This is a genomic window from Verrucomicrobiota bacterium (genome assembly GCA_016871675.1).
Taxonomy (GTDB): Bacteria; Verrucomicrobiota; Verrucomicrobiia; order Limisphaerales; family VHCN01; genus VHCN01.
In genome coordinates this window covers 17371-42998 of sequence record VHCN01000024.1, presented here as the reverse complement: position 1 = coordinate 42998, position 25628 = coordinate 17371, and the positions used below count along the sequence as shown (strand labels likewise).

Annotated in this window: 22 protein-coding genes; 12 read left to right on the top strand and 10 right to left on the bottom strand. The window is 65.9% G+C overall.

Annotation, left to right across the window (positions count from 1 at the left end):
* Positions 1 to 178: arylsulfatase (locus FJ386_07405; protein MBM3876530.1), on the bottom strand; the 178-nt coding region annotated here is incomplete at its 3' end.
* 6 nt (positions 179 to 184) lie between these two features.
* Positions 185 to 562: a nuclease gene (locus FJ386_07400; protein MBM3876529.1), complete on the bottom strand. Its 378-nt coding sequence runs from the start codon at positions 560 to 562 to the stop codon at positions 185 to 187.
* Between the two features lie 214 nt (positions 563 to 776).
* Here FJ386_07400 and FJ386_07395 point away from each other — a divergent pair, with 214 nt between their 5' ends.
* From FJ386_07395 to FJ386_07380, 4 genes are all read left to right on the top strand, one after another.
* Entirely contained in the window at positions 777 to 1892 is a 1116-nt protein-coding gene (locus FJ386_07395) for a sensor histidine kinase (protein MBM3876528.1), read from the top strand.
* Positions 1889 to 2545, top strand: a complete 657-nt coding sequence (locus FJ386_07390) for a response regulator transcription factor (GenBank protein MBM3876527.1) — start codon at positions 1889 to 1891, stop codon at positions 2543 to 2545. Before FJ386_07395 ends, FJ386_07390 begins: the two co-directional genes overlap by 4 nt.
* Positions 2546 to 2946: 401 nt before the next feature.
* On the top strand, positions 2947 to 4131 hold the full coding sequence (locus FJ386_07385) for an ABC transporter substrate-binding protein (GenBank protein ID MBM3876526.1): 1185 nt from the start codon (positions 2947 to 2949) through the stop codon (positions 4129 to 4131).
* A gap of 12 nt (positions 4132 to 4143) precedes the next feature.
* Positions 4144 to 5520, top strand: a complete 1377-nt coding sequence (locus FJ386_07380) for an aspartate aminotransferase family protein (GenBank protein ID MBM3876525.1) — start codon at positions 4144 to 4146, stop codon at positions 5518 to 5520.
* Positions 5521 to 5677: 157 nt separating this feature from the next.
* Here the strand turns inward: FJ386_07380 and FJ386_07375 are convergent, their stop codons facing one another.
* The gene (locus FJ386_07375) at positions 5678 to 5977 is read right to left on the bottom strand and encodes a Dabb family protein (protein ID MBM3876524.1); all 300 of its coding nucleotides are present in this window, start codon (positions 5975 to 5977) and stop codon (positions 5678 to 5680) included.
* 140 nt (positions 5978 to 6117) lie between these two features.
* Here FJ386_07375 and FJ386_07370 point away from each other — a divergent pair, with 140 nt between their 5' ends.
* The 3 genes from FJ386_07370 to dprA are packed head-to-tail and all read left to right on the top strand — an operon-like array spanning position 6118 to position 9430.
* The gene (locus FJ386_07370; GenBank protein ID MBM3876523.1) at positions 6118 to 7023 is read left to right on the top strand and encodes a twin-arginine translocation signal domain-containing protein; all 906 of its coding nucleotides are present in this window, start codon (positions 6118 to 6120) and stop codon (positions 7021 to 7023) included.
* Positions 7024 to 7063: 40 nt separating this feature from the next.
* A complete protein-coding gene (locus FJ386_07365; protein MBM3876522.1) occupies positions 7064 to 8275 on the top strand; it encodes a hypothetical protein in 1212 nt (403 codons plus the stop codon).
* A 48-nt stretch (positions 8276 to 8323) separates the two neighbouring features.
* On the top strand, positions 8324 to 9430 hold the full coding sequence (gene dprA, locus FJ386_07360; protein MBM3876521.1) for a DNA-protecting protein DprA: 1107 nt from the start codon (positions 8324 to 8326) through the stop codon (positions 9428 to 9430).
* 18 nt (positions 9431 to 9448) lie between these two features.
* Here the strand turns inward: dprA and FJ386_07355 are convergent, their stop codons facing one another.
* From FJ386_07355 to FJ386_07345, 3 genes are all read right to left on the bottom strand, one after another.
* A complete protein-coding gene (locus FJ386_07355; GenBank protein ID MBM3876520.1) occupies positions 9449 to 10603 on the bottom strand; it encodes a hypothetical protein in 1155 nt (384 codons plus the stop codon).
* Between the two features lie 55 nt (positions 10604 to 10658).
* The gene (locus FJ386_07350; protein ID MBM3876519.1) at positions 10659 to 11426 is read right to left on the bottom strand and encodes a translation initiation factor IF-3; all 768 of its coding nucleotides are present in this window, start codon (positions 11424 to 11426) and stop codon (positions 10659 to 10661) included.
* Between the two features lie 169 nt (positions 11427 to 11595).
* Positions 11596 to 12702 carry a histidinol-phosphate transaminase gene (locus FJ386_07345; GenBank protein MBM3876518.1) on the bottom strand — a complete coding sequence of 369 codons (1107 nt, stop codon included), beginning with the start codon at positions 12700 to 12702 and terminating at the stop codon, positions 11596 to 11598.
* 41 nt (positions 12703 to 12743) lie between these two features.
* Between FJ386_07345 and FJ386_07340 the strand changes: the two genes are divergently transcribed.
* Positions 12744 to 13760 carry a diacylglycerol kinase family lipid kinase gene (locus tag FJ386_07340; protein ID MBM3876517.1) on the top strand — a complete coding sequence of 339 codons (1017 nt, stop codon included), beginning with the start codon at positions 12744 to 12746 and terminating at the stop codon, positions 13758 to 13760.
* Positions 13761 to 13768: 8 nt separating this feature from the next.
* Here FJ386_07340 and FJ386_07335 read toward each other — a convergent pair whose 3' ends face one another.
* Positions 13769 to 14128, bottom strand: coding sequence for an Hpt domain-containing protein (locus FJ386_07335; GenBank protein ID MBM3876516.1), 360 nt, complete (start codon positions 14126 to 14128; stop codon positions 13769 to 13771).
* Positions 14129 to 14232: 104 nt separating this feature from the next.
* Here FJ386_07335 and FJ386_07330 point away from each other — a divergent pair, with 104 nt between their 5' ends.
* Positions 14233 to 17019, top strand: a complete 2787-nt coding sequence (locus tag FJ386_07330) for a leucine--tRNA ligase (GenBank protein ID MBM3876515.1) — start codon at positions 14233 to 14235, stop codon at positions 17017 to 17019.
* A 372-nt stretch (positions 17020 to 17391) separates the two neighbouring features.
* Positions 17392 to 19278 (top strand): hypothetical protein, encoded by a 1887-nt coding sequence (locus FJ386_07325; GenBank protein ID MBM3876514.1) that lies wholly within the window; start codon positions 17392 to 17394, stop codon positions 19276 to 19278.
* A 194-nt stretch (positions 19279 to 19472) separates the two neighbouring features.
* On the opposite strand, the gene rpiB is transcribed toward FJ386_07325, so the two are convergent.
* Positions 19473 to 21647, bottom strand: a complete 2175-nt coding sequence (gene rpiB, locus FJ386_07320) for a ribose 5-phosphate isomerase B (GenBank protein ID MBM3876513.1) — start codon at positions 21645 to 21647, stop codon at positions 19473 to 19475.
* A gap of 193 nt (positions 21648 to 21840) precedes the next feature.
* On the opposite strand from rpiB, the gene FJ386_07315 reads away from it, so the two are divergent.
* On the top strand, positions 21841 to 22335 hold the full coding sequence (locus tag FJ386_07315; GenBank protein ID MBM3876512.1) for a hypothetical protein: 495 nt from the start codon (positions 21841 to 21843) through the stop codon (positions 22333 to 22335).
* Between the two features lie 108 nt (positions 22336 to 22443).
* On the opposite strand, the gene FJ386_07310 is transcribed toward FJ386_07315, so the two are convergent.
* Entirely contained in the window at positions 22444 to 23742 is a 1299-nt protein-coding gene (locus FJ386_07310) for a Gfo/Idh/MocA family oxidoreductase (GenBank protein MBM3876511.1), read from the bottom strand.
* Between the two features lie 152 nt (positions 23743 to 23894).
* On the opposite strand from FJ386_07310, the gene FJ386_07305 reads away from it, so the two are divergent.
* Entirely contained in the window at positions 23895 to 24536 is a 642-nt protein-coding gene (locus FJ386_07305) for a hypothetical protein (GenBank protein ID MBM3876510.1), read from the top strand.
* Positions 24537 to 24621: 85 nt separating this feature from the next.
* Here FJ386_07305 and FJ386_07300 read toward each other — a convergent pair whose 3' ends face one another.
* The gene (locus FJ386_07300; GenBank protein MBM3876509.1) at positions 24622 to 25581 is read right to left on the bottom strand and encodes a fumarylacetoacetate hydrolase family protein; all 960 of its coding nucleotides are present in this window, start codon (positions 25579 to 25581) and stop codon (positions 24622 to 24624) included.
* Between the last annotated feature and the right edge of the window lie 47 nt (positions 25582 to 25628).

Genomic DNA, 25628 nt, shown 5'->3' with positions numbered 1-25628 from the left:
TGCGGTCGAGGTGCGGCGTGGTGTAAGCCTTGCAGCCAAAGGGGCCGATGTCCGCATAGCCGAGGTCGTCGCAGAAGATGACGATGATGTTCGGCAGGCGCGGGGCGGGCGCGGCGGGCGCGACGGATAGGACGGAGAGAACGAACGCGCCGAGCAGCGGACGGACAATGGAATTCATGGCGGCTTAGTAGTCTTGGTAACGCGCGTGTCCCGCTGAGACCATCGCGTCGTTCACGTTCCGCGCCTGCGCGCCGGTTTGTTCGAGCCAGATTTCGGCGAGGTAACGGCCGTATTTCTCGCGCCGGTCCTTGATGGTTTGCAGCAGGACTTCCTTCCCCTCCACAAGCGACTTGAGATGGTCGCGCGCGGGCTTGCCCTTCGGCGCATCGCTGCCGGTCATCTCGGGCGCATTGATGCGGTTGAGCCTGAGCTTTTCGCCGCGCACCCAGACGCCGAGACCGAGGTCGATGTCCACCGTGCATGTGTCGCCGTCGTAAACGGCGGTGACGAGCGCGCGGTATTGGAACAACTGCGTGGGCGCAACGGCCGTGGGGGTGGGCATGGCGGACAGTAGAAACTCCCGGTGGGCCGGACAAGTCCGATTCCACGCTGAGCACCACCCGTGGCCCGGACACGCCTTGCGCGCTCAGGGTTTGGCGGGGCTTGCCCTCGCGCACTCGCGGCCCTAGATTCCGGCAACGACACCACCTGCAGTTTCGGTCAACTCGCGGTCGCGGTGGTCAGAGTGCCGGCTCGAACGCAGCGCCTTCATCCTAATGGTGGACACCAAGCTCCCAATCCGCAACTGGGCCGTCATCGCAGCCGGCGTGCTCACGGTCGCGGTGTTCCTCGTGGACCGCCGGAAGTCGCCGGGGCTCGCGGTGTCGCTCTTCTACCTCGCGCCGATTCTGCTGACGATGTGGGCGCCGAGACGCTGGCACACGCTGTTCATCGCGAATGCCGCCACGCTGCTCATCGTGCTCGGCTATCGCAGCCTGCCGGTGCCCGAGGAGCGCGGCTTCGAGTTTGGCAACCGCATGATCAGCCTCGTCGCCGTCTGGGTCGTCGCCACGATTGCGATGGTGCGGCGGCAGGAGGAGGACAAGTTCCAGGAGATGCACGAGAAGCTGGAGAATCAAATCCGCGACCACTCGAACGAACTCGCCCGCGCCAACGCGGAGCTGAAGGCCGAGATCACCGATCGCGAGAACGCCGAGGCCGCTCTGCGCCAGCTTTCCACCCACCTGCTCACCGCGCAGGACGACGAGCGCCGGCGCATCGCGCGCGAGCTTCACGACACCACGGCGCAAAGCCTCGCGGCCGTGAGCATGAACCTCTCGCGGATCGAAACCCTCGCGCCCGACCTCGCGCCCAAGGCCGCGGACCTCCTCGCCGACAGTGTCGCGCTGACGAGCGCGTGCCAGCAGGAAATCCGCACGCTCAGCTACCTCCTGCACCCGCCGATGCTCGAGGAGGCCGGCCTCGGCCCCGCAGTCCAATGGTTCGCCAACGGCGTCCAGCAGCGCGCGAACATCCAGGTGACCGTGGACGTCCCGGAAAAGCTCGACCGACTGCCCAACGACATCGAGACCACGCTCTTTCGCATCGTGCAGGAGAGCATGAACAACATCACGCGCCATTCCGGCAGCCCCAGCGCCCGCATCAAGCTCGTCCGCAACACCGGCGAGGTGGTGCTCGAAGTGAAGGACGAGGGACAGGGCATCCCGCCGGAGAAGCTCGAGCGCGTGAACGGCAACATCTCCGGGCTCGGCGTCGGCATCGCCGGCATCTGGGAGCGCGTGCGACAATTCGGCGGTGACCTCGACATCACATCCAACAGCCGCGGGACAACCGTCACCGTCGTCCTGCCCCTTGAAGGAGAAGTCAAATGAGCGCATTGAAGATCCTGATCGCAGATGACCACGACGTGGTGCGGCGCGGGTTGAAGAGCCTGCTCGAGGACGTGCCCGGCTGGGAGGTGTGCGCCGAGGCCAACAACGGCCGCATGGCGCTCGAACGCGTCAAGCAACACAAACCCAACGTCGCCATCATGGACGTGACCATGCCCGACCTCAACGGGCTCGAGGCGACGCGGCAAATCCGCAAGCAGCATCCCGACACCGAAGTGCTCGTGCTCACCATGCACGAGTCCGAGCAAATCGCGCACGAAGTCCTCAAGGCCGGCGCACGCGGCTACATCCTCAAGTCCGACGCCGGCCGCGACCTCGTGAAAGCCGTCGAGGCCGTGAGCCGCAAACAGGCGTTCTTCACCACACGCGTGTCGCAGATGGTCTCCGAAAGCAACCTGCGCGAGGGACTCGGAGCGGTCGAAGCGAGCGACATCGGCAGCCGCCTCACGCCGCGCGAACGCGAGATCGTCCAATTGCTCGCCGAGGGCAAGAGCAACAAGGAAGTCGCCAGCGCGCTCAACATCAGCGTCAAGACCGTCGAGACCCACCGCACCAACATCATGCGCAAGCTGCGCTTTCACTCCGTGGGCGAACTCGTCCGCTACGCGGTGCGCAACAACATCGTGGCCCCGTGACGTCCGGAGCGCCCGCCCGAACCCGGGCAAGGGTGCGCGGGAATCAGCGCCCAGCTCCCCCCACGGAACGCGAAAGCCAATCCCGAAACCAGGAACACCGCACCGGCGCCCTTCCGCGGCTTCACCGCCATCCTCTACAAGGAGTGCCTCGTCGCGACGCGCGAGCCTCCAGGAGTTCGCGCAACACCTCGCCACCTTCGGCGCCACGGGAGCGTGTTGTTCGTGCTCAGCGCGCTGCGGTTCCGGCAGGAGACCGCTTGATTCGCGGCGCCGGTCGTGCGGAACGGGCGGACAAATCACGGCCCCGCTTTGAGGGTTGAATCCAGCGGGACGTTTGCCTAGTTTCCCGCACCGACGCCGCCGGGTTTGTCTCTGCGGTCAAACGCCAACATCGACCCCCCATGAAATCGCCACGTCAGTCTTGGATCGTCCCAATCACGTGCGCCGTGCTCGCGCTCGGCGTGACCTCCTGCAACAAGCCCGCCGGTCCTGGCACAGGCGGCGGCAGTGGCGAACCTGCCGCACCGGGCGACGTCATCAAGATCGGCGAATTCGCGTCGCTGACGGGCAAGGAGGCGACGTTCGGCCAGATGTCGCATCACGGCACCGAGATTGCGATCGAGGAACTCAACGCCGCGGGCGGCTTGCTCGGCAAGAAACTCAAGCTGCTCACGGAAGACACGCAGTCCAAGGCCGGCGAGCCGGCGACGGTCGTCAAGAAACTCATCTCGCGCGACCGCGTGGTTGCCATTCTCGGCGAGGTTGCCTCGTCCCGCTCGATGGAGGCCGCGCCGATTTGCCAGCAGAACAAGATTCCGCAGATCTCGCCGTCGTCCACAAACGTGAAGCTCACCGAAATGGGCGACTACATTTTCCGCGTCTGCTTCACGGACGAGTTCCAGGGCAAGCTGCTGGCGAACTTTGCCCAGCGCACGCTCAAGGCGGAGAAGGTCGCGATCCTCACGGACACGAAGTCCGATTACAGCGTCGGGCTCACGCGCGACTTCAAGGCGCCCTTCACCGCGGCGGGCGGCAAGGTCCTCGTCGAGCAGGTTTACAACGGCGGGGACAAGGATTTCAGGGGCCAGCTCACGGCGGTGAAGGCCGCGGGACCGGACGCCATCCTCATCACCGGGTATTACACCGACGTCGGACTCATCGTGAAGCAGGCGAAGCAACTCGGCCTCACGGTGCCGATCTTTGGCGGCGACGGCTGGGAATCCTCCAAGCTCATCGAGATCGGCGGCAAGGACGCGGAGGGGACTTACTTCTCGACGCACTTCTCGCCCGAGGCGGACGTGCCGCTCGTGAAACAATTCGCCGCGAAGTTCAAGGCCAAGTATGGCGAACTGCCCGACGCGATGGCCGCGCTCGGCTACGATTCGGCGATGGTGCTCGCCGCGGCGATCAAGAAGGCCGGCACCACCGAGGGGCCGAAGCTGCGCGAGGCGCTCGCCGCCACCAGGGACCACGCGGGCGTGGCCGGCACCATCACGCTCGACGCCAAACGCAACGCAACCAAGCCCGCTGTCATCCTCACCGTCAAGGACGGCAAGTTCAAATACGTCGAGACCGTCGCGCCGTGACCGCACCAAACCATGGGCAAGGAATTCAGCACCATCCCGCGCGACGTTCCGCGCGTGGAAACCCGCCACCGCCGCATCGTCACGCCCCTGCCGCACCCGGACTCCGTCGCAACGCTTGAGAAACTCCGCCGCTTCGAGCCGCAATCCATGCGCGGCCAGCCGCCGATCGTGTGGGACCGCGCGGAGGATGTTTACGTCTTCGACAAGCACGGCAACCGCTGGCTCGACTGGTCGAGCGGCGTGCTTGTGACCAACGCCGGCCACGGCGCGGCCGAGGTGCGCGAAGCCATCGTGGACCAGGTCAACACGGGCCTTCTGCACAACTACTGTTTCCCCAGCGAGGAGCGCGCGCAACTCGCCGAGACGCTTGCCGGCCTCGCGCCGGAGGGGTTGCGGAAGGTGTTCCTGCTCACGACCGGCTCCGAGGCGACCGAGTGCGCCATCAAGCTCAGCCGTGCGCACGGGTTGAAAGCCGGCGGCAAGAAAAAAATCGGCATCGTCGGCTTCGAGCGGGGCTTCCACGGCCGCACGCTTGGCGCGCAACAGGCCGGCGGCATGGCGGGGCAGAAGTCATGGATCGTGAACCTCGACCCGGCCATCGTGAACATGCCGTTTCCCGACGGCTACTGGACCGAGGACACGCGGTTCGAGGGCTTTCTCGAAACGCTCGACCGCGCCGGGCTTCAGGCTGAGAACATCGCCGGCGTGATGATGGAGACGTATCAGGGTGTCGGGCCGGATTTCGCCCCGGTTGAGTATATCCGCCGCCTCGCGGATTGGTGCCGTGCCCACGGCGTCGTGCTCGTGTTCGACGAAGTCCAGGCGGGCTTCGGGCGCACGGGGCGGTTTTGGGGCTTCGAGCATTACGGCGTCACGCCCGACCTCATCTGCTGCGGCAAGGGCATCAGCAGCTCGCTTCCGCTTTCAGCCGTCATCGGGCGGGAGTCCATCATGGACCAATTCCCGCCCGGCTCGATGACCAGCACGCACACGGGCAACCCCGTCTGCTGCGCCGCGGCGATGGCGAGCGTGAAGAAAATTCTCGAGCAGAAGCTCACCGAGAACGCCGCCGCACTCGGGCCGGTTCTGCTCGCGGGCCTCCGCGCGATTCAGTCGCGTCACGCCGAAGTCGTCGGGCACGTCTCCGCGCGCGGACTCGTTGCCGGCCTCCAAACCGTGAAGCGTGGCCGCAAGGAACCCGACCACGACCTCGCGCACGCGATCATCGGGCGCTGCGTGTGGAAGGGATTGCTGCTGTTCGCGCCCGTCGGCGCGTGGGGGCAGACCGTGAAGATTTCGCCGCCGCTCACGATCACACGCGACGCGCTGGAGGAAGGGCTCGCCGTGCTGGGTGAATCGACGGACGAAGCCGTCGCGGCGATGAAGTGAGACCTCCGCAAAACGTGCAGCGTCGAGGCTGCGCCTCGACGGACCATGCCAGATTCCCCGGAAAGTCCGGCCACAGGCCGGACACTACACCGGCGCAGGATGGGTATTGCGCGGTCTCGACGTGATTCCGAGGCGCCGGGCGGCGTCCGGCGTTCCGCTACTCGAAGTCGTAGACCACCACCTTCGTGCAGTTCGGCTTGAAGGCCTTCTCCACAAACTCCATGTGCAGCGGGTGCACTTGGTAAACGTCCTGCGCCTGCGGGTCGGTGAAGACCACGTTCAGCGCCACCTGGTAGCTCTGCTCCACCACGGGCCGGTGGCTTGGCGCCATCCTGCCCACGTGGAAGTGCACGATGCCGGGAATCGGCGCGAGCCACTTCGTGGCGCCGGCGATCAGTTCATCGGCCGCGTCCGGCTTGGCCGGGTCCGTCCAAAAGATGACGACATGCGAAAACATGGCGCGGAGCGTAGGCACCGCCCACGCACCGGGCAAATGGATTCTCGAGCCGCCGCACGCGCCGTGGGAGCTCGATTTGCAGCTTGCGCTCCGGCTTTGGCCGGGCTTCTTTTCGGGCGAACGCTCAACCCGCCCCGACCATGCCGCTGCACCTCACCCCGATTTCACGCCGCAACTTCCTTCGCCGCGCCGCGCTTGCCGCGGGTGCGCTCGTGTCCGTCCGCGAGTTGGCCGCGGCGGATGCAGGCGACGGGTCGCGCTGGGCGCTGCTCTCGGACACGCACGTGGCGGCGGACGCCGCGGCCATTTCGCGCGAGGCGAACATGGCGGCGAATCTAAGCTCCACGGTCAGGCAGGTGCTTGCCGGCGATCCACCCGCGGCCGTGTTCATCAACGGCGACTGCGCGCTCAAGGCCGGATTCCCCGACGACTACAAGACGCTCACCGCTCTCCTGAAGCCGCTGGTCGAGGCGCGGCTGCCCGTGCACATGACGCTCGGCAACCATGACGACCGCGGGAATTTCTCCAGCGCGCTCGCGGCGTCAAAGGACGGCGCGCGCGCCGTGGAAGGCCGCCACGTCTCGATCGTGAAGTCCGCGCACGCAAACTGGTTCCTGCTCGATTCGCTCGACCAAGTTGACAAGACGCCCGGCAAGCTCGAGAAGCCCCAGCGCGAGTGGCTCGCGCGCGCGCTCGATGAGCACAAGGACAAGCCCGCGCTTGTCATGGTCCATCACGACCCCGGCTTGCGACCGGACCAGAAATCCTTCGGCCTGCTCGACACCGCGGAGCTTTACGAAATCCTCGTCCCGCGCCGGCACGTGAAAGCGCTGCTCTTCGGCCACACGCATCGCTGGCAACTCGACGAGCGCGACGGCTTGCACCTCATCAACCTCCCGGCCGTTTCCTACGCGTTCAACAAGGCGCAGCCGACCGGTTGGGTGGACTGCCGCCTCACCGCAACGGGCGCGACGCTCGAGTTGCGCGCGCATGACGCCCGGCACGAGGCGCACGCCCAAAAAACCCAGTTGAAGTGGCGCGCCTGACGCGGGTCCTTTCCGAGTCGCAACACGGACCCCACCACTGATGGCCTGGCGCATCGAACAAAGCGTCGTCCGCGGAGAAATCGACAACCGCGTCTGCGGCATCGTCACCGGGCGGTTGTGGCTGCACGGCCAGCCCGACCCGCTGCAACTTGAACTCAGCGGCAACGCCTGCGCCGACCTCGCAGGTTGCCTGTTGACGTTTGAGAACCCGGCCAAAACCTACGCGCTGCCGAAGGACGCCCGCATCGCCCCGACGCAGCGCGGCTCCATCGGCGACCTCACGGCCTCGCGCAAGGTGAAGCTGCCCGAAGATCTCGACGACGAGTCGGGCCGGTGCCCGCAACCCGAGCGCGTCGCCAACTTTCTGTTCCTCGAGTGGTTCAGCGAGACCAACGGGCGCGTGGTGATCGAGAGCCCGGACTTCAAACTTACGATTTCGACGCCCGCATGGAAGCTCACGCCCGAACTCGAGAAACAGCGGCAGGGCAGTGCCGAGGCGGCCTTCAAAGGTTTCATGGAGAAGGTCACCGAGGCGCTCGAACGCGCCCGGCACGAACCGCCCGAGGACAAGGAGTGGGACGAATTCGACTACGAGAAGCTCATGCGGGAAAGCGACGCCCGCACGGACAAGGTGATGGAGTTGATGGACAAGTATCGCGACCATCCCGACCGCGAGAAAATCATCGCGCGCGAGATGGGCTGGGAGAAACTCGAGGAAGCCCTCGAAGCCCGCGAGCGCGCCGAGTCCGAGGGGGCCGCGAACTCGGACCCGGACGACGACGAACCGCTGTTCGAGGCGGCGGACGCCTCCGAGGTCGATGAACTCAAGCCCGACCCGCAAACCGAGGGCGTGGACTGGGTGCGCGAAGAGGACGGAGGCGTGTCGCACCCGCTCTCGCTCCGCGCCTTCAACAGCAGCATGGACCTGTGGGACAAGTGCGACGACCTCGACGTCGCCGATGGGGACGACGCGGACCTCGCCGACCTGATCACCAGCTTCCAGATCACGAGCGCGAAGTTGTCCGGCGCCCTCGACAGCCTCGCCTACGGGCGCGACACCAGCGATGCGCCGTTCGTCGTCGCAAGGCTCAAGCGCGCCCTCGGCCACCTCCACAGCGCCCAAGCCGCGCTCATCCAAGTCGAGGGCAAGAAGCTTCTGCCCGACGAACTCTGCGTCTCGACGCGGCGCGAGCTGTTCGAGATTCGCGAGGAAATCCTCCGGCTCATGGGCGAATTCCGGCGGTCAAGCTGAACGGCGACCCGCGACGCAACCGCACCGACACCTCGACCCGACGACGGCATGGACACGCGCGAGGCCTTCATCGCCCTGAACCTCATCGAACGCGTCGGCCCGGTGCGTGTGCGCCAGTTGCTCGACCATTTCGGCGAGGCACCGGCGATTCTCCGCGCGTCCAAGTCCGCGTTGCAGCAGGTGCGGGGCATCGGCGAGGACACCGCCGAGTCCATCGCGGGTTGGGAAAAGACCACCGACCTTTCGGGCGAGCTCAAGCGCATCGCCGACTCCGGCTGCTCGGTACTCATCCAATCCGACCCCGGATACCCGGAACTGCTGCGGCACATTTACGACCCGCCCATCGTGCTCTACGTGAAGGGCGCGCTCACGGGGAATGACAAGAACGCCGTTGCCATCGTGGGCTCGCGGCAGACGACGCCGTATGGGCTCGAGACGTCCCGAAAGCTCGCCTACCAGCTCGCCTACGTGGGCGTCACCGTCGTGAGCGGCGGCGCGCGCGGCATCGACACGGCGGCGCATCAGGGCGCGCTCGCGGCGAAGGGCCGAACCGTCGCCGTGCTCGGCACCGGCATCAACCTCGTGTTCCCGGCGGAGAACGCGGAACTCTTTGAACGCATTGCATCGAACGGCGCCGTGATCTCCCAGTTTCCGTTCAACCGCCCGGCGGACAAGCAGTCGTTCCCCATCCGCAACCGCATCGTCGCAGGCATGACGCTCGGCACCGTCGTCGTCGAGGCGAACCTCACCAGCGGCGCGCTCATCACCGCAAACATGGCGGTGGACTGCGGACGGCAGGTCTTCGCCGTGCCCGGGCGCATCGACTCGCCTCGCAGCAAGGGCTGCCACGAACTGATCAAGAAAGGCGCGAAGTTGTGCGAAGGCGCCGACGACATCCTGGGCGAGTTCGAGTATCTCTTCCCCGCAAGCAACCGGCCGCCCTCGACCGCCGAGACGGGAACCCTGCCGGCGCTCACCCTTTCCGACCACGAGCAGAAAATCTACGCCGCACTCGACAAGGAGGAGCGCAGCATCGACGAAGTCATCTGGAAGAGCGGCCTGCCCGCGTCCGCAGTTTCGGTCGGCTTGCTGGGCCTCGAAATGAAACGCCTCGTGAAACAACTCCCCGGAAAGATGTTCGTGCGGAACGTCTGAGTGCTCCAGTCCGGGCGCTCATTGCCGCTTCGTCCGTTGTTCCGTGTCCCCGATTGGCGGAGGCTTGGACGTCCTGGACTCCGCGAGCTGGCCGAGCCGTTGCCAGAGCTTCGTGCCTTCAACCTGAATCGCCGTGTCGGCGCCGATGCGGTCGTCCGCAAGCCACTCGAGTAGCTTTGCGCCGGAGATCGGGCCGTATTGCTTCTGGTCGGCGCCGATGACGCGATAGCGGACCGCCCTGTCGACACGGCGCGCAAGCAGCGCGACGCGCTCGGCGGGCGACATCGATTTCAAATCGCGCGCGGTCTGGCGTGCCTGGCTCGCGGCTTCGCGCGCGTCGCGCACCGTCTCCTTGACCTCGGCGGCGAGTGCCTTCGCGGACTCCCAAGCGGGGCGGAACTCGCGATGCTTCAGGTCCGTGAGCAGCTCCTTCGCCGCGACCGAGGTTCGCTGCACGTCTCCTGCGAGTTCGCCGATCTTTGACTCGGGGAACTTGATTGCGCCGATTTCAAAACTTGGCATCGGTGTGAGCGGTGCGAGCCCGGACATGCCCGCGGGTCCGGAGGCGGTTGATCCGACCGGGGCGTTTGTATCGGCCGCAGGCACCGGCGCGGCCACGGCAACCAAGCTCTCGTAGCCGTTGACAATGCGCTCGAGCCGTCCCGTGTGGGTGTCCACAAGCAGGCCGTGGATCGGGATCTTTGGCCCAATCAACGGGCTGTTGCGAATGGTATCGCAGGCCTTCATGACATTCTGGCGCTCGCTGGCGAAGAGGCCGAAGAAATCGACAAGGTCGTCCGGCAGCTTCGAGCGCTCGACGCCAAGCGCCTTGAAACGGTCGGTGAGCGAAAGCACGGTGGACTTGCACACGAGGCAGTCCGTGTGGCCGATGACGGCAATCTCCCTCGCGCCCTTGATGGCGCAGGCGAGCGCGAGCGAACGCATCATCGCGCTCGTCGTTCCGAAGATGATGTTGCCAGAGTTGCGCAGCCAGATGAACTCTGACTCGGGGATTCCCAGCACGTCCGGGAACAGGTGGTTGAGCCGCGCGTCGATGCACGTCAGCGCCGCAAGCGGGAGTGAGTCGCGCGATTGCTGCGTGTCGAGCAGCGGCGCCTTGTGGTCCGTGCCGAGCCGATGGTTCGCGGCGAGGATGGCGTCGAGCAGTGGCATGGGGTGCGGACTCGTTTCGACTCAGCCCGGCTGACGCGGCCTCGCACCGTTGCGATCAGGCTGCGGCAGCGTCGCCCGGCTTGGCGCGCTTGTCCACCCGGCTGAGGTCGATGTCCGAAAACGGGTTGTTCGAAAACCCGGCGAGTTTCGGCGCGACTGTCATGGATTTGGGCGACGGCGCCACGTCACCCGAAGCCACGGTGGCGCTTCCCGGGGCGGCCTGGGCCGCAGGCGCGTGGTTGGGTTGGCCTTCGCCCGGGTGCTTGGCCCGCTTGTTCCGCGGATGCGGGCTCAACATCACATTGATGCTTTTGCCGACAAGCTTCGGCGTCGAGTCGGGGTGCGCCCACGGCGCGGCGTTGGTGATGAACTTGTTCACGACCTGGAAGCCAAATTCCGTGTGCGCCATCTCTCGCCCGCGAAAACGCAGCGCGAGCTTCACCTTCATGTCCTCGCAAAGGAAATCCACCGCATGGGAAAACTTCACGCCGAAGTCGTGCGGGTCGATGTTCGCGCTGAGCTGGATTTCCTTCACCTTGCCCGCGTGGTGATGCTTCTTGGACTCCTTTTCCTTCTTGGCGATTTCGTAGCGATACTTGCCGAAGTCCACCACCTTGCAAACGGGCGGCTGCGCGGTCGCAGCGATCTCGACCAAGTCCACTCCGTGCCGGCGCGCCTGGGCAAGCGCGTCGTTCAGGCTCATCACGCCCAGTTGATGGCCGTCGGGGCCAATGACGCGGACTTCACGGGCACGAATCTTTCCGTTGATCCTGATGAATGGAGTGCCGGACGAGGAACCGCGGGAGGGGAAGGGGCGACTCAAGACGCCCTCTTCAGTTGAAGGTTATCCATGTAGCGTATCGACGGTCTGCTGACGGGCGGCTGTCATGACAGGTTGACTAATACGGCCAAATCCTCGCGCGGCGCAAGCCAAATGTCGGCGCGGGTCTTGTCGCATTGCGGGTATGGACGCCTCACGGCCACGGCTGTATTCAGCGCCGGTTCAGCGCATGTTTCAACGAGGCGAGGCATCGCGCGTTCTCCGCGGGAGTGCCGATCGTGATGCGCAGCCACTCGGGCAGCTTGTAAATGCCCATCGGCCGGGTGATGACGCCCTCGCGCTGCATCGCCTCGAAGGCCCTTTGCCCGTCGCCCACGCGCGCGAGAATGAAATTCGCCGCGGACGGGAGGAACTCGATGCCTGCCTGCGCGAGTTCTCGCTCGAAAAAGCGCAGGCCCGACGCATTGTTGCGGCGCGTTCGCGCCACGTGTTCGTTATCGTCCAACGCCGCGAGCGCGCCGGCTTGCGCCGCAGCGTTGACGTTGAACGGCTGGCGGATTTTTTCGAGCGCGGCAATCACGTCCGGATTCCCGATGCCGTATCCAATGCGCGTGCCCGCCAGCCCGTAAATCTTGGAGAACGTCCGCGTGAGCAGGAGATTCGGTCGGTCGCCCCGCCGCACGAATGGCAGCAAATCTTGTGGCGCTTCGAGGAACTCGATGTAGGCCTCGTCCATCACGAGCAGCACGTGCGCGGGCAGTTCCTCGATGAGGCGCAACACGTCGGCCGCGGGCGCGAGCGTGCCGGTCGGGTTGTTCGGGTTCGCCACGAACATCACGCGCGTCTGCGCCGTGACCGCGCCGAGCATTGCGGGCAGGTCGTGGCCGAATTGCCGCGCCGGCACATTCACCAATTCCGCGCCGCAAAGCCGGGTGACGATCGGATACACCGCGAAGCAATAGTCCGACACGACCACTTCCGCGCCCGGCGCCATCAGCGCGTGCCCGACGAACTCGAGTATCTCGTTGGAGCCATTGCCCAGCACGAGGCTCGCGGGCTCGACGCCGAGCGACGTGGCGAGCTTGCGCTTGAGGTGATACGCGTTGCCATCGGGATACAGGTGCAGTTGGCCGGCGGCCTTCTGCATCGCCGCGACCGCGCGCGGGGACGGCCCGAGCGGATTCTCATTCGACGCGAGCTTGATGATGCCATCGGCCTGCAAGCCCAGCTCGCGCGCCACCTCGTCAATCGGCCGGCCCGGCTGATACACCGGCAGTGACTCGAGCGACGGATTGAAGGTGAGAGAATGCCCTTTCATCGGTCGTCTGCCGCCCGGAGCAAAGCACCGGGAAGGTTCGAATTGAAGTGGAAAGTCGGCAATCGCGGGGCGGGGCGAGGGATGCGGAAGCGCGCGTTCGTCCCGGTCTTCACGCCCCACGTCCTGTCTTTGCGTCCTTGCCCCTTTGCGTCAAAGTCCCGCCTGTGCGTGCCTGCATCATCTTCAATCCCTCGGCCCGGGGCGACAAGGCGCGTCACTTCCTGCGTCACGTGCGCGACTTCAGCGGTGACGCCGTGTTGAAGCCCACCGACGCCGCGGGTCACGGCCGGGCGCTCGCCGCCCAAGCCGTCGAGGAAGGCTTCGACACACTCGTCGCGGCCGGCGGCGATGGCACGGTCAACGAAGTCCTCAACGGCATCAGCGACGCGCCGGATGGCTTCGCGCGAGCGCGCCTCGCCGTGCTACCGCTCGGCACGGTGAACGTATTCGCCCGCGAACTCGCGCTGCCACTCAAGCTCGCGCCCGCGTGGCAGGCGATCCGTGCGGGACGCGGGCGCGCCGTGGACTTGCCGTCCGCTGAATTCACCACAGGCGGCAAGCCGCGGCGCCGCTACTTCGCTCAGATGGCGGGCGCGGGACTCGACTCCCGGGCCATCGAACTCGTGGATTGGGAACACAAGAAACGCGTCGCGCAACTCGCCTACGTCATCGCCGGAATCCGCGCCTTGCGCGGACCATTGCCCGAAGTGGGGTGCGAGTGCGCCACCGGCGACTCGGCATCCGGCCGGCAAGTGCTCATCGGCAACGGACGATTCTACGGCGGCCCGCTGCCAGTCTTTCACCGCGCCCGGCTCGACGACGGCTTGCTCGACGTGTGCGTGTTCCCGCGCGCCACCGTCGGCACCGTGCTGCGCTACGCGGCGGGCTACATCACGCGCCGTGTTTTCCCGCCACGCGACATGAGTTACTTCCAAGCGGCGTCACTGACCCTGACGAGCACGGCGCGCACGAGCTTTCAGCTTGAGGGCGACGTGGCGGGCGAATTGCCGGTGACATTCCGCGTGGTGCCCGGAGCGCTTCGGGTGATCGTGAAATGAGATGGACTTCACGGCCGCGCCTCTCGCAGCGCCGACTCGATGCGTGGCCGGACTTCCTCCATCGCCGCGCCGAGTTCCTCAACCATCTCGGGGATGAGCTCGGCCGTCTTCGAGCGCGCAAGCCCTTCGAGCTGGCGGGCCAGGTCGAACACCGCGCTCGCGCCGACGTGGTTCGCCGCGGACTTGAGCGCGTGCGCGGACTTCTCCACGGCGGGCAGGTCGCCCTGCGGCACGGCGGCGCGCACCTCGGCGAAGCGCGCGGGCGCGTAATCAAGGTAGATCGCGAGCATGTCCGCCGCGAGTATCGCGCCGCCGATCTTGTGCAACCGCTCGAGCGCGGCGGGGTCAAGACCGTTGGAGTGGTTCATGCTCGGCGAGGATGCCTTCGGAAACGGTAGCCATCGGGGTCGAAGTTCCAAGCGCCAACTTCTCACTCGCCCCGCCCCGGGCGTTTGCCCAATATCACCGCTCTATGTCGCGGCGACAGTATCCGTTCCACCTCATCGAGCCGAAGTGGCAGCAGCACTGGCTCGGGGAGCAGACCTTTCGCGCCTTCAATCCGGGCGATGAAATCCCGACAGATCATCCTTTCGCCCAGCGGCATCAGCTCTCCGGCAAAGTCACCGCGGCGCACCTGCCCCGGAAGTATTACATCCTCGACATGTTCCCGTATCCGAGCGGCGCGGGATTGCACGTCGGACATCCGGAAGGTTACACTGCCACGGACATCCTCGCCCGCTACCGGCGCGCGCGCGGCTGGCACGTGCTGCATCCGATGGGCTGGGACGCCTTTGGCCTGCCCGCCGAGCAATACGCGGTGAAGACCGGCCAGCACCCGCGCCAGACCACGGTCGAGAACATCGCCACCTTCAAGCGGCAGATTCAATCGCTCGGCTTCAGCTACGACTGGTCGCGCGAAGTGGACACGACCGACCCGGATTACTTCCGCTGGACGCAGTGGATTTTTTTGCAGCTCTACAACGCGTGGTTCAACCCGGAGACGAACAGGGCCGAGCCAATCCGCCTGCTGAAGTATCCGGCGACCTGCGACACCGAGGCGGAGCAACGGGCCTTCCGCGACTCCAAGCGCCTCGCCTACGTGAGCGAGCAGCCCGTCTGGTGGTGCGAGGAACTCGGCACCGTGCTGGCGAACGAGGAGGTCGTGGACGGCAAAAGCGAAGTCGGCGGCTATCCCGTCACGCGCAAACCGATGCGCCAATGGATGCTCCGCATCACGGCTTACGCGGAAAAGCTGCTGGGCGACCTCGACACCATCGAGTGGAGCGATTCGCTCAAGGAGATGCAGCGGAACTGGATTGGGCGGAGCGAGGGAGCGGAAGTGGACTTTGCGATTGCCGATTGCCGACCGCCGCTTGCCGATTCCAAAATCCGCGTCTTCACTACGCGGCCTGACACTCTGTTCGGCGCGACCTACATGGTGATTTCGCCGGAGCACAAACTGGTGGACCTCATCACGACGCCCGAGCAACGCGCGGCGGTCCATGCCTACAAGACCGAAGTCGCCAAGAAGTCCGACCTCGAACGCACCGAACTGGCGAAGGAGAAGACCGGCGTCTTCACCGGCGCGCATGCCATCAACCCGGTGACCGGCGACAAGATCCCCGTCTGGATCGCCGACTACGTTCTCGCCAGCTACGGCACGGGCGCGATCATGGCCGTGCCGGGGCACGACACGCGCGACCTGGAGTTCGCGCGGAAGTTCAGCCTGCCTGTCACGGTCGTCGTGCACGCCCCCGAAGGGAAGGAGTCCATCGGCTTCGTGGACGACGGCGTCGCGACCAACTCCGCGAACGCGGAGATTTCACTGAATGGCCTTCCCACGCCCGAAGCCAAGCGCAAAATCACCGGCTGGCTCGAAGCGAAAGGACTCGGCAAACACACCCTTAACTACAAGCTGCGTGACTGGCTTTTCAGCAGGCAGCGGTATTGGGGCGAGCCGTTTCCCATCATGTGGCGGCGCGACGCGAACGGCCGGCCTTATCACGAGGCGCTGCCCGGGAGCGCCCTGCCGTTGCTGCCGCCGGAACTCACCGACTACAAGCCCACCGCCACCGGCGAGCCGCCGCTCGCGCGAGCGGAGGAATGGGTAAACCTGCCGGGCGGCTCGACGCGCGAGACGAACACCATGCCGCAGTGGGCGGGCAGTTGCTGGTATTACCTTCGATTCCTCGACGCGAAGAACGACCGCATGTTCGTGAGCCTTGAAGCTGAACGTTACTGGATGGGCCCGACACAGGTCGAATCGTCCCAAGGTGGCAATGATACATCGGCCCCGGGCGCGTCCGCTCCCCCCGTAACCCCCGGCGTTGACTTGTATGTCGGCGGCACCGAGCACGCTGTGTTGCACCTGCTTTACGCGCGGTTCTGGCACAAGGTCCTGCACGACCTCGGCCACGTCTCCACGCCCGAGCCATTCTTCAAGCTCGTCAACCAAGGCATCATCCTCGGCGAAGACAACCAGAAGATGTCCAAGGCGCGCGGCAACGTGGTGAACCCCGACGACATGGTGCGGGAATTCGGCGCCGACGCGCTTCGCCTCTTCGAAATGTTCATGGGCCCGCTGGAGATGAGCAAGCCGTGGAGCACAAAGGGCGTCGAGGGCGTGTATCGCTTCCTCGGCCGCGTGTGGCGGCTCTTCGTGGATGAAAAGGCCGAGACCGCGTTCGAGCTGGCGGAGACGACTGCCGCCGGCCCGGACGCCGCGCTGCTGGACCTCATCACGCTCGACGACGCCATCGCCGGCGTGCAACCGTCGCGCGAGCAACTCAAGTCGCTGCATGCGTGTATCAAGAAGGTCAGCGAGGACCTCGACACGATGCGCTTCAACACCGCGATCAGCGCGATGATGGTCTTTGTAAACGAGGCCAACGCATGGCAGTCGCGCCCGCTGTCCGTGATGCGGCCGTTCTTGCAACTGCTCGCGCCCTTCGCGCCCCACCTCGCCGAGGAACTGTGGGCGCGGCTGCACGCGACGTTCGGCCAGCGCGCGCCGTCGCTGAGCTATGCACCGTGGCCCGCGTTCGACGCGTCGCTGCTCGTCGAGGACACCGTCGAGATTCCCGTGCAAGTGAACGGCAAGCTGCGCGACGTCATCCGCGTCGCCGCCGACGCGGACATCGCCACGATTGAAGCCGCCGCCCGCGCCGCCGGGAAGGTGACGCCGTTCCTCGAGGGCAGGACTCTGAAAAAGGTGATCGTGCCGGCGAAGCGAAACGTGGTGAGCCTCGTCGTGGTGTGACACCATGGATCTCGCCGCGGGCGGGCCGCTGCGACCCGCGTGGCTGCACGGGTCGGCCGTTGATCGCCGCCACCCGTAGACCGCCGCGTCCTCAACATGGTCCGCACGATGGACGACGCGGGCTTTGGCGCCTGCACCGTCACCGGCTCGTGCGAGGCCGTCTGCCCGAAGGACATTCCCCTGCACTTCATCGCGAAGATGAACCGCGATTGCGGCGTGGCACTTCTCAAGGGCGCGTAGCCGCGGGGGGTTCCCCTCCCGTGCGGTGCGGATTCACGGGTGTTGCGCCGGGCATGCGGGTGTGGTCTGATTCCCGCGCCAATCGCCACTAACTGAAACTCACGCCGCCATGACGGTGTTCGATCCCAAGCCATGAAATCCCGACTCACCTGCCTCTCGCTCGCCTTGTTCGCCGCCGCCTCACTGTCGTCGCGCGCTGAACTCCCGCCGGAGAAGCTCCTGCCCGCCGACACCATCGCCGTCTTCACCGTGCCCGACATGGACCGCGCCGGATCGCAGATCGGCGACTCGGCGATGAACCGGCTTTGGAAGGATCCTTCGATGAAGGCCTTCGCCGACAAGCTCGGCAACAAGTTCCGCGAGGATGTGCTCACCCCGATCGAGCGCGAGCTGGGCGTGAAGTTCGGCGATTATTCCGACCTCGCCCGCGGCCAGGTCACCATGGCCATCACCCAGAACGGCTGGAAGGGCGGCAAGGAAGGCAGCCCCGGAGCTGTCTTGATCGTGGATGCCAAGGGCCAGGCCGACGCGCTCAAGAAGACCATCGCGGACCTTCGCAAGAAATGGGCCGACGGCGGCAAGCAGATGAAGTCCGAGAAAATCCGCGACGCCGAGTTCACCATACTCGTCAACGCCGGCGAGGAACTCGGCAAGAGCCTCGACAAGGCCTTCCCCGGCGCGAAGGCCGCGCGCGAGGCGGCGGGCGGTGGCGCGGCCCCGGGCGCGAAGTCTGAATTGCTCATCGGCCAGTCCGGTTCCCTGCTCCTCATTGGCAACCGCCGCGGCGACCTCGAGAAAATCCTCGCGCGGCAGTCCGGCGGCTCGGCGCCCGCGCTCGGCGAACAGCCGTTGTATGAGGCGAATCACGCCGCCCATTTCCGCAACGCCACGATGTATGGTTGGGTCAACGCCCGCACGCTGGTCGAACTCCTCACCAAGGCCATCACGGACCGCGTGCCCGCGGACGACGCGAACCCGCTCGGACTCCAGCCGCAGAACGCAATCACCGCGCTCGGCTTTGCGGGCCTCCGCACCGTGGCCTTCAACCTCAACCAGTCCAAGGAAGGCACGTTTGTGCAGTTCTTCCTCGGCGTGCCCGAGGCCGAGCGCCGCGGGCTTATCAAGCTGCTCGTCGTGGACAGGAAGGACGCCGCCCCGCCTGCGTTTGTGCCGGGCGACGTGACCAAGTTCGCGCGAATCCGCCTCGACGGCCAGAAGTTCTGGGCCACCATCGAGGAGATGGTGAATGAACTCAGCCCGCAACTCGGCGCCCTCATGCAGCTTGGCGTTGCGAACGCCGGCAAGGACAAGGACCCGAACTTCGACTTCAAGAAAAACGTCATCGGCAACCTCGGCACGGACATCCTCATGCTGCAAAAGGCCCCGCGCAGCGCGAAGCTTGCGGACCTCGACAGTCCGCCGCAGATCTTCCTCATCGGTTCTCCCAAGCCGGAGGAACTCAGTTCCGCCCTCCGCACCGCGGTCGGGTCGTTTACCGAGATGAAGGAGCGCGAGCTGCTCGGCCGCAAGGTGTATTCCGTGGAATTGCCCGCGCAATTCGGCCCCGACGGCAAGCCGGTGCAACGGAGCCTCACGTTCGCCGCGAGCGGCGGCTATCTCGCCGTCACGTTCGACACGCCGATGCTCGAGGATTACCTGCGCAGCAGCGAGTCGAAGCTCCGCCCGCTCTCCGAGACCGGCGGCCTCGCGGACGCCGCGCAAATGGTCGGCGGCACCGGCACAGGTTGGTTCGGATACGAGAACGAGTCCGAAACGCTTCGCATCCTCATGGACGCCCTCAAGCAGGATCCTGATTACCTCTCGAAGATGTTCTCCGTGCCCGGCGTGCCGCTGCCCGCCGCGGGCGCGAAAGGATTCAAGGACTGGTTCGACTTCACGCTCCTGCCGACGTTCGACAAGGTCGCGAAGTATTTCCACTTCACGGTGCAGTCCGCGAACGCCGACGCCACGGGCATCAGCTTCAAGACGTTTGTGCCCACGCCCCCGGGCGTGAAGTAGTTCGCGATGCGACGCGGGCCTCGGCGAACCGGGCCACCCCGAACTGCATCGCGAAGCTGCGTCCATGAAGTCCTCCCTTCTCCGCTGGACCGCCGTGCCTTTCGGGGCGGCCCTCGCGCTGCGCGCCTTCGCGGGGGGGCCGCACTCCGAGATCACGCAAGCCGCGCTCGACGTGCCCGGCACGAACCACGCGCTCAAGCCGGCAGCGGGAATCTAGCGGTCAGCCCGCGCACCCGCGCGCGGACGTTGTGCGCCGTCTCGGCGTTCTTGATGTCGAGCAGCACCTCGGAAATCATGTCGGCGATCGCGCCCATCTCGGGTTCCTTCATGCCGCGAGTCGTCACTGCGGGCGAGCCAAGCCGCACCCCGCTGGCCTGGAACGGCGAGCGCGTCTCGAACGGGATCGTGTTCTTGTTCACCGTGATCCCCGCCGCGTCGAGGGCGAGCTGGCATTCCTTGCCGGTGAGACCGCGCGCGCCGACATCCACGAGCATGAGATGATTGTCCGTGCCGCCGCTCACGAGGCGGAAGCCGTTGCGTTTCATCCCCTCGGCCAGCGCCTTCGCGTTCTTCGCGAGCTGCGCTTGATAGTCCTTGAACGCGGGCTCCAAGGCCTCCTTCAGGCACACGGCCTTGGCGGCGATGACGTGCATGAGCGGGCCGCCCTGGATTCCGGGGAAGGCCTGCGAGTCAATCTCCTTGGCGAACTTCGCCCTGCACATCACAAGGCCGCCGCGCGGGCCGCGAAGCGTCTTGTGCGTCGTGGTCGTGACGAAGTCCGCATGCCCGACGGGGCTCGGGTGAAGGCCCGCGGCGACGAGTCCCGCGATGTGCGCGATGTCGGCGAGGAGATACGCGCCCGCTTCGCGCGCGATCGCGCCCATGCGCTCGAAGTCGATGATGCGGGGATACGCGCTCGCGCCCACGGTGATCATGCGCGGCTTGTGCTCGCGCGCCATCGCGGCGAGCTGGTCGTAGTCGATGCGCTCATCGTCCTTGCGCACGCCGTAGTGGACGATCTCGAAGAAGCGGCCGGAGAAGTTCGCCTTGTTGCCGTGCGTGAGATGACCGCCGTGCGAGAGGTCCATCGTGAGCATCTTGTCGCCGGGCTTCAGCACGGCGAAATAGCACGCCATGTTCGCGCCCGAGCCGGAGTGCGGCTGCACGTTGGCGTGCTCGGCGCCGAAGAGCTGTTTCGCGCGGTCGATGGCGAGCTGCTCGACGATGTCCACAAACTCGCAGCCGCCATACCACCGTTTTCCGGGGTAACCCTCGGCGTATTTGTTGGTGAGCACCGAGCCCTGGGCCTCCATCACGGCGCCGCTCACGAAATTCTCGCTCGCGATGAGCTCGATGTTCTCGGACTGGCGCTTGCGCTCGAGCGCGATGGCGTCGGCGGTCTCGGGATCCACGCGCGCGACCTTCGACCCGCCCGCGGCGCAGGCGGATTCCATCTTGCCCACGCGCCGCCCGTGGCGCCCGCCCTCGAACTGGGCGGCAAGGAACGCATCGACAATCTTCAGCGCGAGGTCGGGCGGCGTGAACTTCTGCCCGAGGCACAGGATGTTCGCGTCGTTGTGCTGGCGCGCGAGCGCGGCCATCTTTTCGTCGAACACAAGCGCGGCTCGGACCCCGGCGACCTTGTTGGCCGTGATGCTCATCCCGACGCCGGTCGTGCAGACGAGCAGCCCGAGGTCGGCCTTGTGCGCGGCGACGCTGCCCGCGACCGCGTGCGCGAAGTCCGGGTAATCGGAGGACCCGGTCGCGTTCGTGCCGAAGTCCACGACGGTGCGCCCGGATTGCTGGAGGTGCGCGCGGATGGCGTTCTTCAACTCGAATCCGCCGTGGTCGGCCCCGAGCGCGATGGTGGCGGCCCTGGCTGCGCCCGCGGCTTCGGCTGCGGGCCCGTCTGCTTGCTCGAGGTATTTCAACATGGATTGGATGCCTTGCTCGATCTGGTCGCGGCAGTTCAAGTAGACCTCGTAACTGCCGCCGATGGGGTCTGAAATGTCCTTCTCAAAAAAATCCAGCGTCTCGTCGAACTCGCGGAGCAGGAGCGTCTTCTCCATCGCCTGCGGATACAGCAGCGACACCGCCTCGACGTGCCCGCGGGTCATGCCGAAGATCAGGTCCGCGTCGCCGACCAGTTGCCCCGTGAGCATGCGGCTGCGGAAGCCCGACAGGTCGATCCCGATCTCGCGCAGCGCGCTCATCGCGTGTCCGCTGGCGGACTGGCCGTTGATCGCGCCGACGCCTGCCGAAATCACCCGAAATTGCTGGGCACGATTTCGCACCGCATGCCGGAAAATCCCCTCGGCCATCGGGCTGCGGCAGATGTTGCCGGTGCAAACGAACAGGATGGTCTTCATGCCCAACTGCGTGAAAAGACGTTGCGGCTGGGGCACTCAATCGTCAACGGCGAAATCCGGCGGAACGCCGCGTGAATCCGTGTTCAAAGTTCAACCTCCGCAGTGCGCGGACCCCATGCCCGGTCTCCGCGCACGTGCGGGGAGTTGAAGCCTGAACACCCCCCCCCGCCCGCCACGTCCGTTGTGCACCGCGATGAAGCAATCACCCGCCGATCTCTCCCGACGCGACGCATTCGCCACAGGCGCACTCGCCACGGCGGGACTTGCGCTGCTCAACGACGCCGTCGGCGCGGACAATCCCGCGGCCCATGTCGCGGACCGCGCGTCCGCCATCAAGATCACCGGGCTCAAGGCGTCGCGTGTCGGCACCAAGGCCTACATCAAGGTCGAAACCAGCCACGCCATCTTCGGCTGGGGCGAAGTCACCGGGCTCGAGCCGGAGATTTCCTGCCAGCTCGCGCGTTCGCTCTTCGAGTTGCTCGATGGCGAGAACCCGACACGCATCGAGCATCTCTGGCAGAAGATTTACCGGTCGCACCGCAACATCCGCGGCGGCTCCTTCCTCACGCACACGCTTTCGGCCATCGACGTCGCGCTGTGGGATATCGCGGGCAAGCTGCACGGCGTCCCCGTGTATCGGCTGCTCGGCGGACGGTCGCGAGGCCAAGCTGAAGGGACTTTCGCGTGATGAAATACTCGCCATCTGCGCGATTTGTGAACGCAATCCCAGCATTCCCTCGCCGCAATATCATCAAGACGGGAACGCCGTGCTGATGCGCCAAGTGCAACGCGGGGTTCACACAAACTTCGTCACGCCCGGCACGGCGACGGGGGACTTCGGCGGGTTCGAGTCCCACGTCCAGCCGTCAGGTGAGAGGTTCTCCTTGGAGTTCATCGCCTGTTCCCACGTGATTTGCTGGCCGGTGTAGGTGGCCATGCGGCCCATGATGGCCATGAGCGTGCTCTTGCACATGTAGTCGCCGTTGTTGATGGGCTGGCCCTTGCGGATGCTCGCGAAGAGTTCGTCGTGCTCGGTCTGGTAGATGTTGTTCTTCGGGCCGTCGTAGGCCCAGCGGTCGCCGGTTTCGAGAACCAGCCCGCGGTCGCGCTCGGCGAGTTTCGCGATGCCCTTCTCGCCGGCGACGTGGACGGAGATGTCGCCGCGCAGCCCGCTTTGCTGGCGGCAATAGGCGTGCAGGCGCGTGCCGTTGGCCCATTCGTAGATGACGGCGTGGTGGTCGTAGATGTTGCCGAAGTCCGGCCCGGTGCGTTGGGCGCGTCCGCCGATGCCGAGCGCGGTGGCGGGATACTCGCCGTTCATCACCCACGCGCACACGTCGAGCATGTGGACGTGCTGCTCGACGTTGAAGTCGCCGGACAGCCACGTGAAGTAATACCAGTTGCGAATCTGATATTGCATGTCGGTCTGGCCCGGCTCGCGTGGCTTGACCCAGATGGGGCCGCGGAAGTCGTTCGCCTGAAGCGTGCGCACCCTGCCGAGCGCGCCGTTGTGGATGCGCTTGATGATTTCCTGGAAGCCATACGAGTAGCGGATGCACAAGCCGCTGACGACGGCGAGCTTCTTGCGCCGCGCCTCCTCGCACGTGGCGAGCACGCTGCGCACGCCGGGCGCGTCCACCGCGACGGGCTTCTCGGCGAAGACGTGCTTGCCGGCGTCAACCGCGGCCTTGATGTGGATGGGCCGGAAGCCCGGCGGCGTGGTGAGCAGGACGACGTCGGATTTCTCGATGACCTTCTGGTAGGCGTCGAGGCCGGTGAACTGGTTCTCCTCCGGCACGGCGACCTTCGAGGCGATCTCCTGGTCCTTCTTCAGCGTTTCCAAGCTCAGCTTGATGCGGTCGGCGAAGGCGTCGCCCATCGCGACGAGCTTCACGTCCGAATCGGCATGAAGCGCCTGCGAAGCCGCGCCGGTGCCGCGTCCGCCGCAGCCGATGAGCCCGACGCGAAGCATGGCGGAATTGCCTTGCGCCTGAAGCCCGGGCGCCGCGGTCAGGGCGGCTGCGGCCGCGCCGGATGCTGCGATGAACTGTCGGCGCGAAACGGACGTGGTGGCGTAACCAACGGTTGAATTCATGGCAAATGCGGCAGTTCGATCATCAGGGCAGTGAAGGGAGGTTAGCGGCTTGGGCCCACCCCGCAAGGCGCGAGTGCGGGCCTTGACAACCAAGGCCGATGAGCAAAACCTCCCGACGCTGCGTCAAAGCACCGCAACCATCCATCACCACCATGAACACCCGCACGCTCATCGCCCTCGGCCTCGCGCTCACCGTCGCCACGCCCGCCGCCTTCGCGCAGAAGGACAAGAAAGCCAGCATCGGCAACTTCCCGTTCTGGCCCGCCATCAAGGCCAAGGCCGGCTCCAACTCCGGCCAATACGTCCCCGGCCTCAACGCGGTGCTCCAGCTCACCGACGAACAAATCCACAAGATTCACGAGGCCCGGCAGGAGACCCTCGGCTCGGACGAACTCAAGTCGCGGGCGACAAAGGTCAAGGACGCCAACGTGAGCGCCGCCGAGCGCGATGCCGCGAAGGCCGCGTTCGACAAGGCGCAAGCCGAGCTGACCGATCGCGTGGACCGCATCCTCACCGCCGAGCAGAAGGCGCTCATCGCGAAAATCGGCGCGACCCACGCCGAGGCGCGGACCGCCTTGCAGGATGAGTTTCAAAACCGCTTCGCGACGGTTGACAAGACCGATGCGGAGGCGCGGAAGAAAATCCAGGAAGAGTTCACCACAAAGCTCGATGCCGAGTTCCTCAACCGCATCAACAGCTACCTCACGCCCGCGCAACGCGCCGCCCGCGAGAAAGCCGCCGAGGAAGAAAAGGCCGCCGCCGCGAACGCGGTGAAGATCAAGAAGGACAAGTAACCGGCAGGTTTCAGTTTCAGTGCAAGGGGGCGCAGTTCGGCTGCGCCCTCTCTGCTTTCACACCGCAGGTTTGGGAACGAGAGTTTCACGCCTTCTCTGCCACCATGTGGTTGTGCAGGACGCCGATGCCTTCGATGGCGGCTTCCATCTTGTCGCCGGGTTTCAGGTAGGTGCCGGTGGTGTTGCCGACACCCGCGGGCGTGCCTGTCGAGATGATGTCGCCGGGTTCGAGGGTCACGATGGCGGAGACGAATTCGATGATGGCTGCGACGGAGAAGATCATCTGCGCGGTCGTGGCGTCCTGCCACGTCTTGCCGTTGACCTTGAGCGTGAGTTTCAGTTTCTGCGGGTCGGGGATGGCGTCGGACGAGGCCACGCACGGGCCGACGGGGCAGAACGTGTCGTGCCACTTGCCATGCTGCCAGTCGAAGAAGGAGTCCTTGTCGCGCTTTTCGCGGCCCGGATTGGGGCGGAACTTGCGGTCGGAAATGTCGTTCACCACCGTGTAGCCGGCGACAAACTTGAGCGCACCGGCCTCCTTCACGTGACGGCAGCGCCGGCCCATCACGACACCGAGTTCGCACTCCCAATCAATCGAGTTGGGCGACACCGCCGGGATGACGACAGCCGCGCCGGGGTGATTGAGCGTGGTGCTCACGGGCTTTTGGAAGAGATACGGAAACGTCTTCGCTCGCTCGGTCTCGCGGCCGCCTCCCTCCTTGATGTGCTCGTTGTAATTGCCGGCGAGCAGGATGATTTTCGGCGGGCGCGCGATGGGCGTGAGCAACTGCGCCTTCGCGACGGGAATCGCCACGCCGTCGGCCACCCCGCGATTGGCCGCAAGCCACGCGCCGAGCGCTCGTCCCGCATCGTGCAACGCGCCGCCGGGGAGCAGCGCGAGCAAATCGTCGCCCGCGGGCAGCGTGATCGGGCGATGCGTGCGGTCCTGATGGATGCGCGCCGCGGCGTCGAGAGGGACGATGTGCGAGTCCAGGAAAAAGCCGGCGCGCGAAGCGCCGCCTTCGGAGAAGCGGCAGAGTTTCATCCGCGGAGGATGAACGAATCGCGGCGCGGAGTCCACCCCGCGCGTCG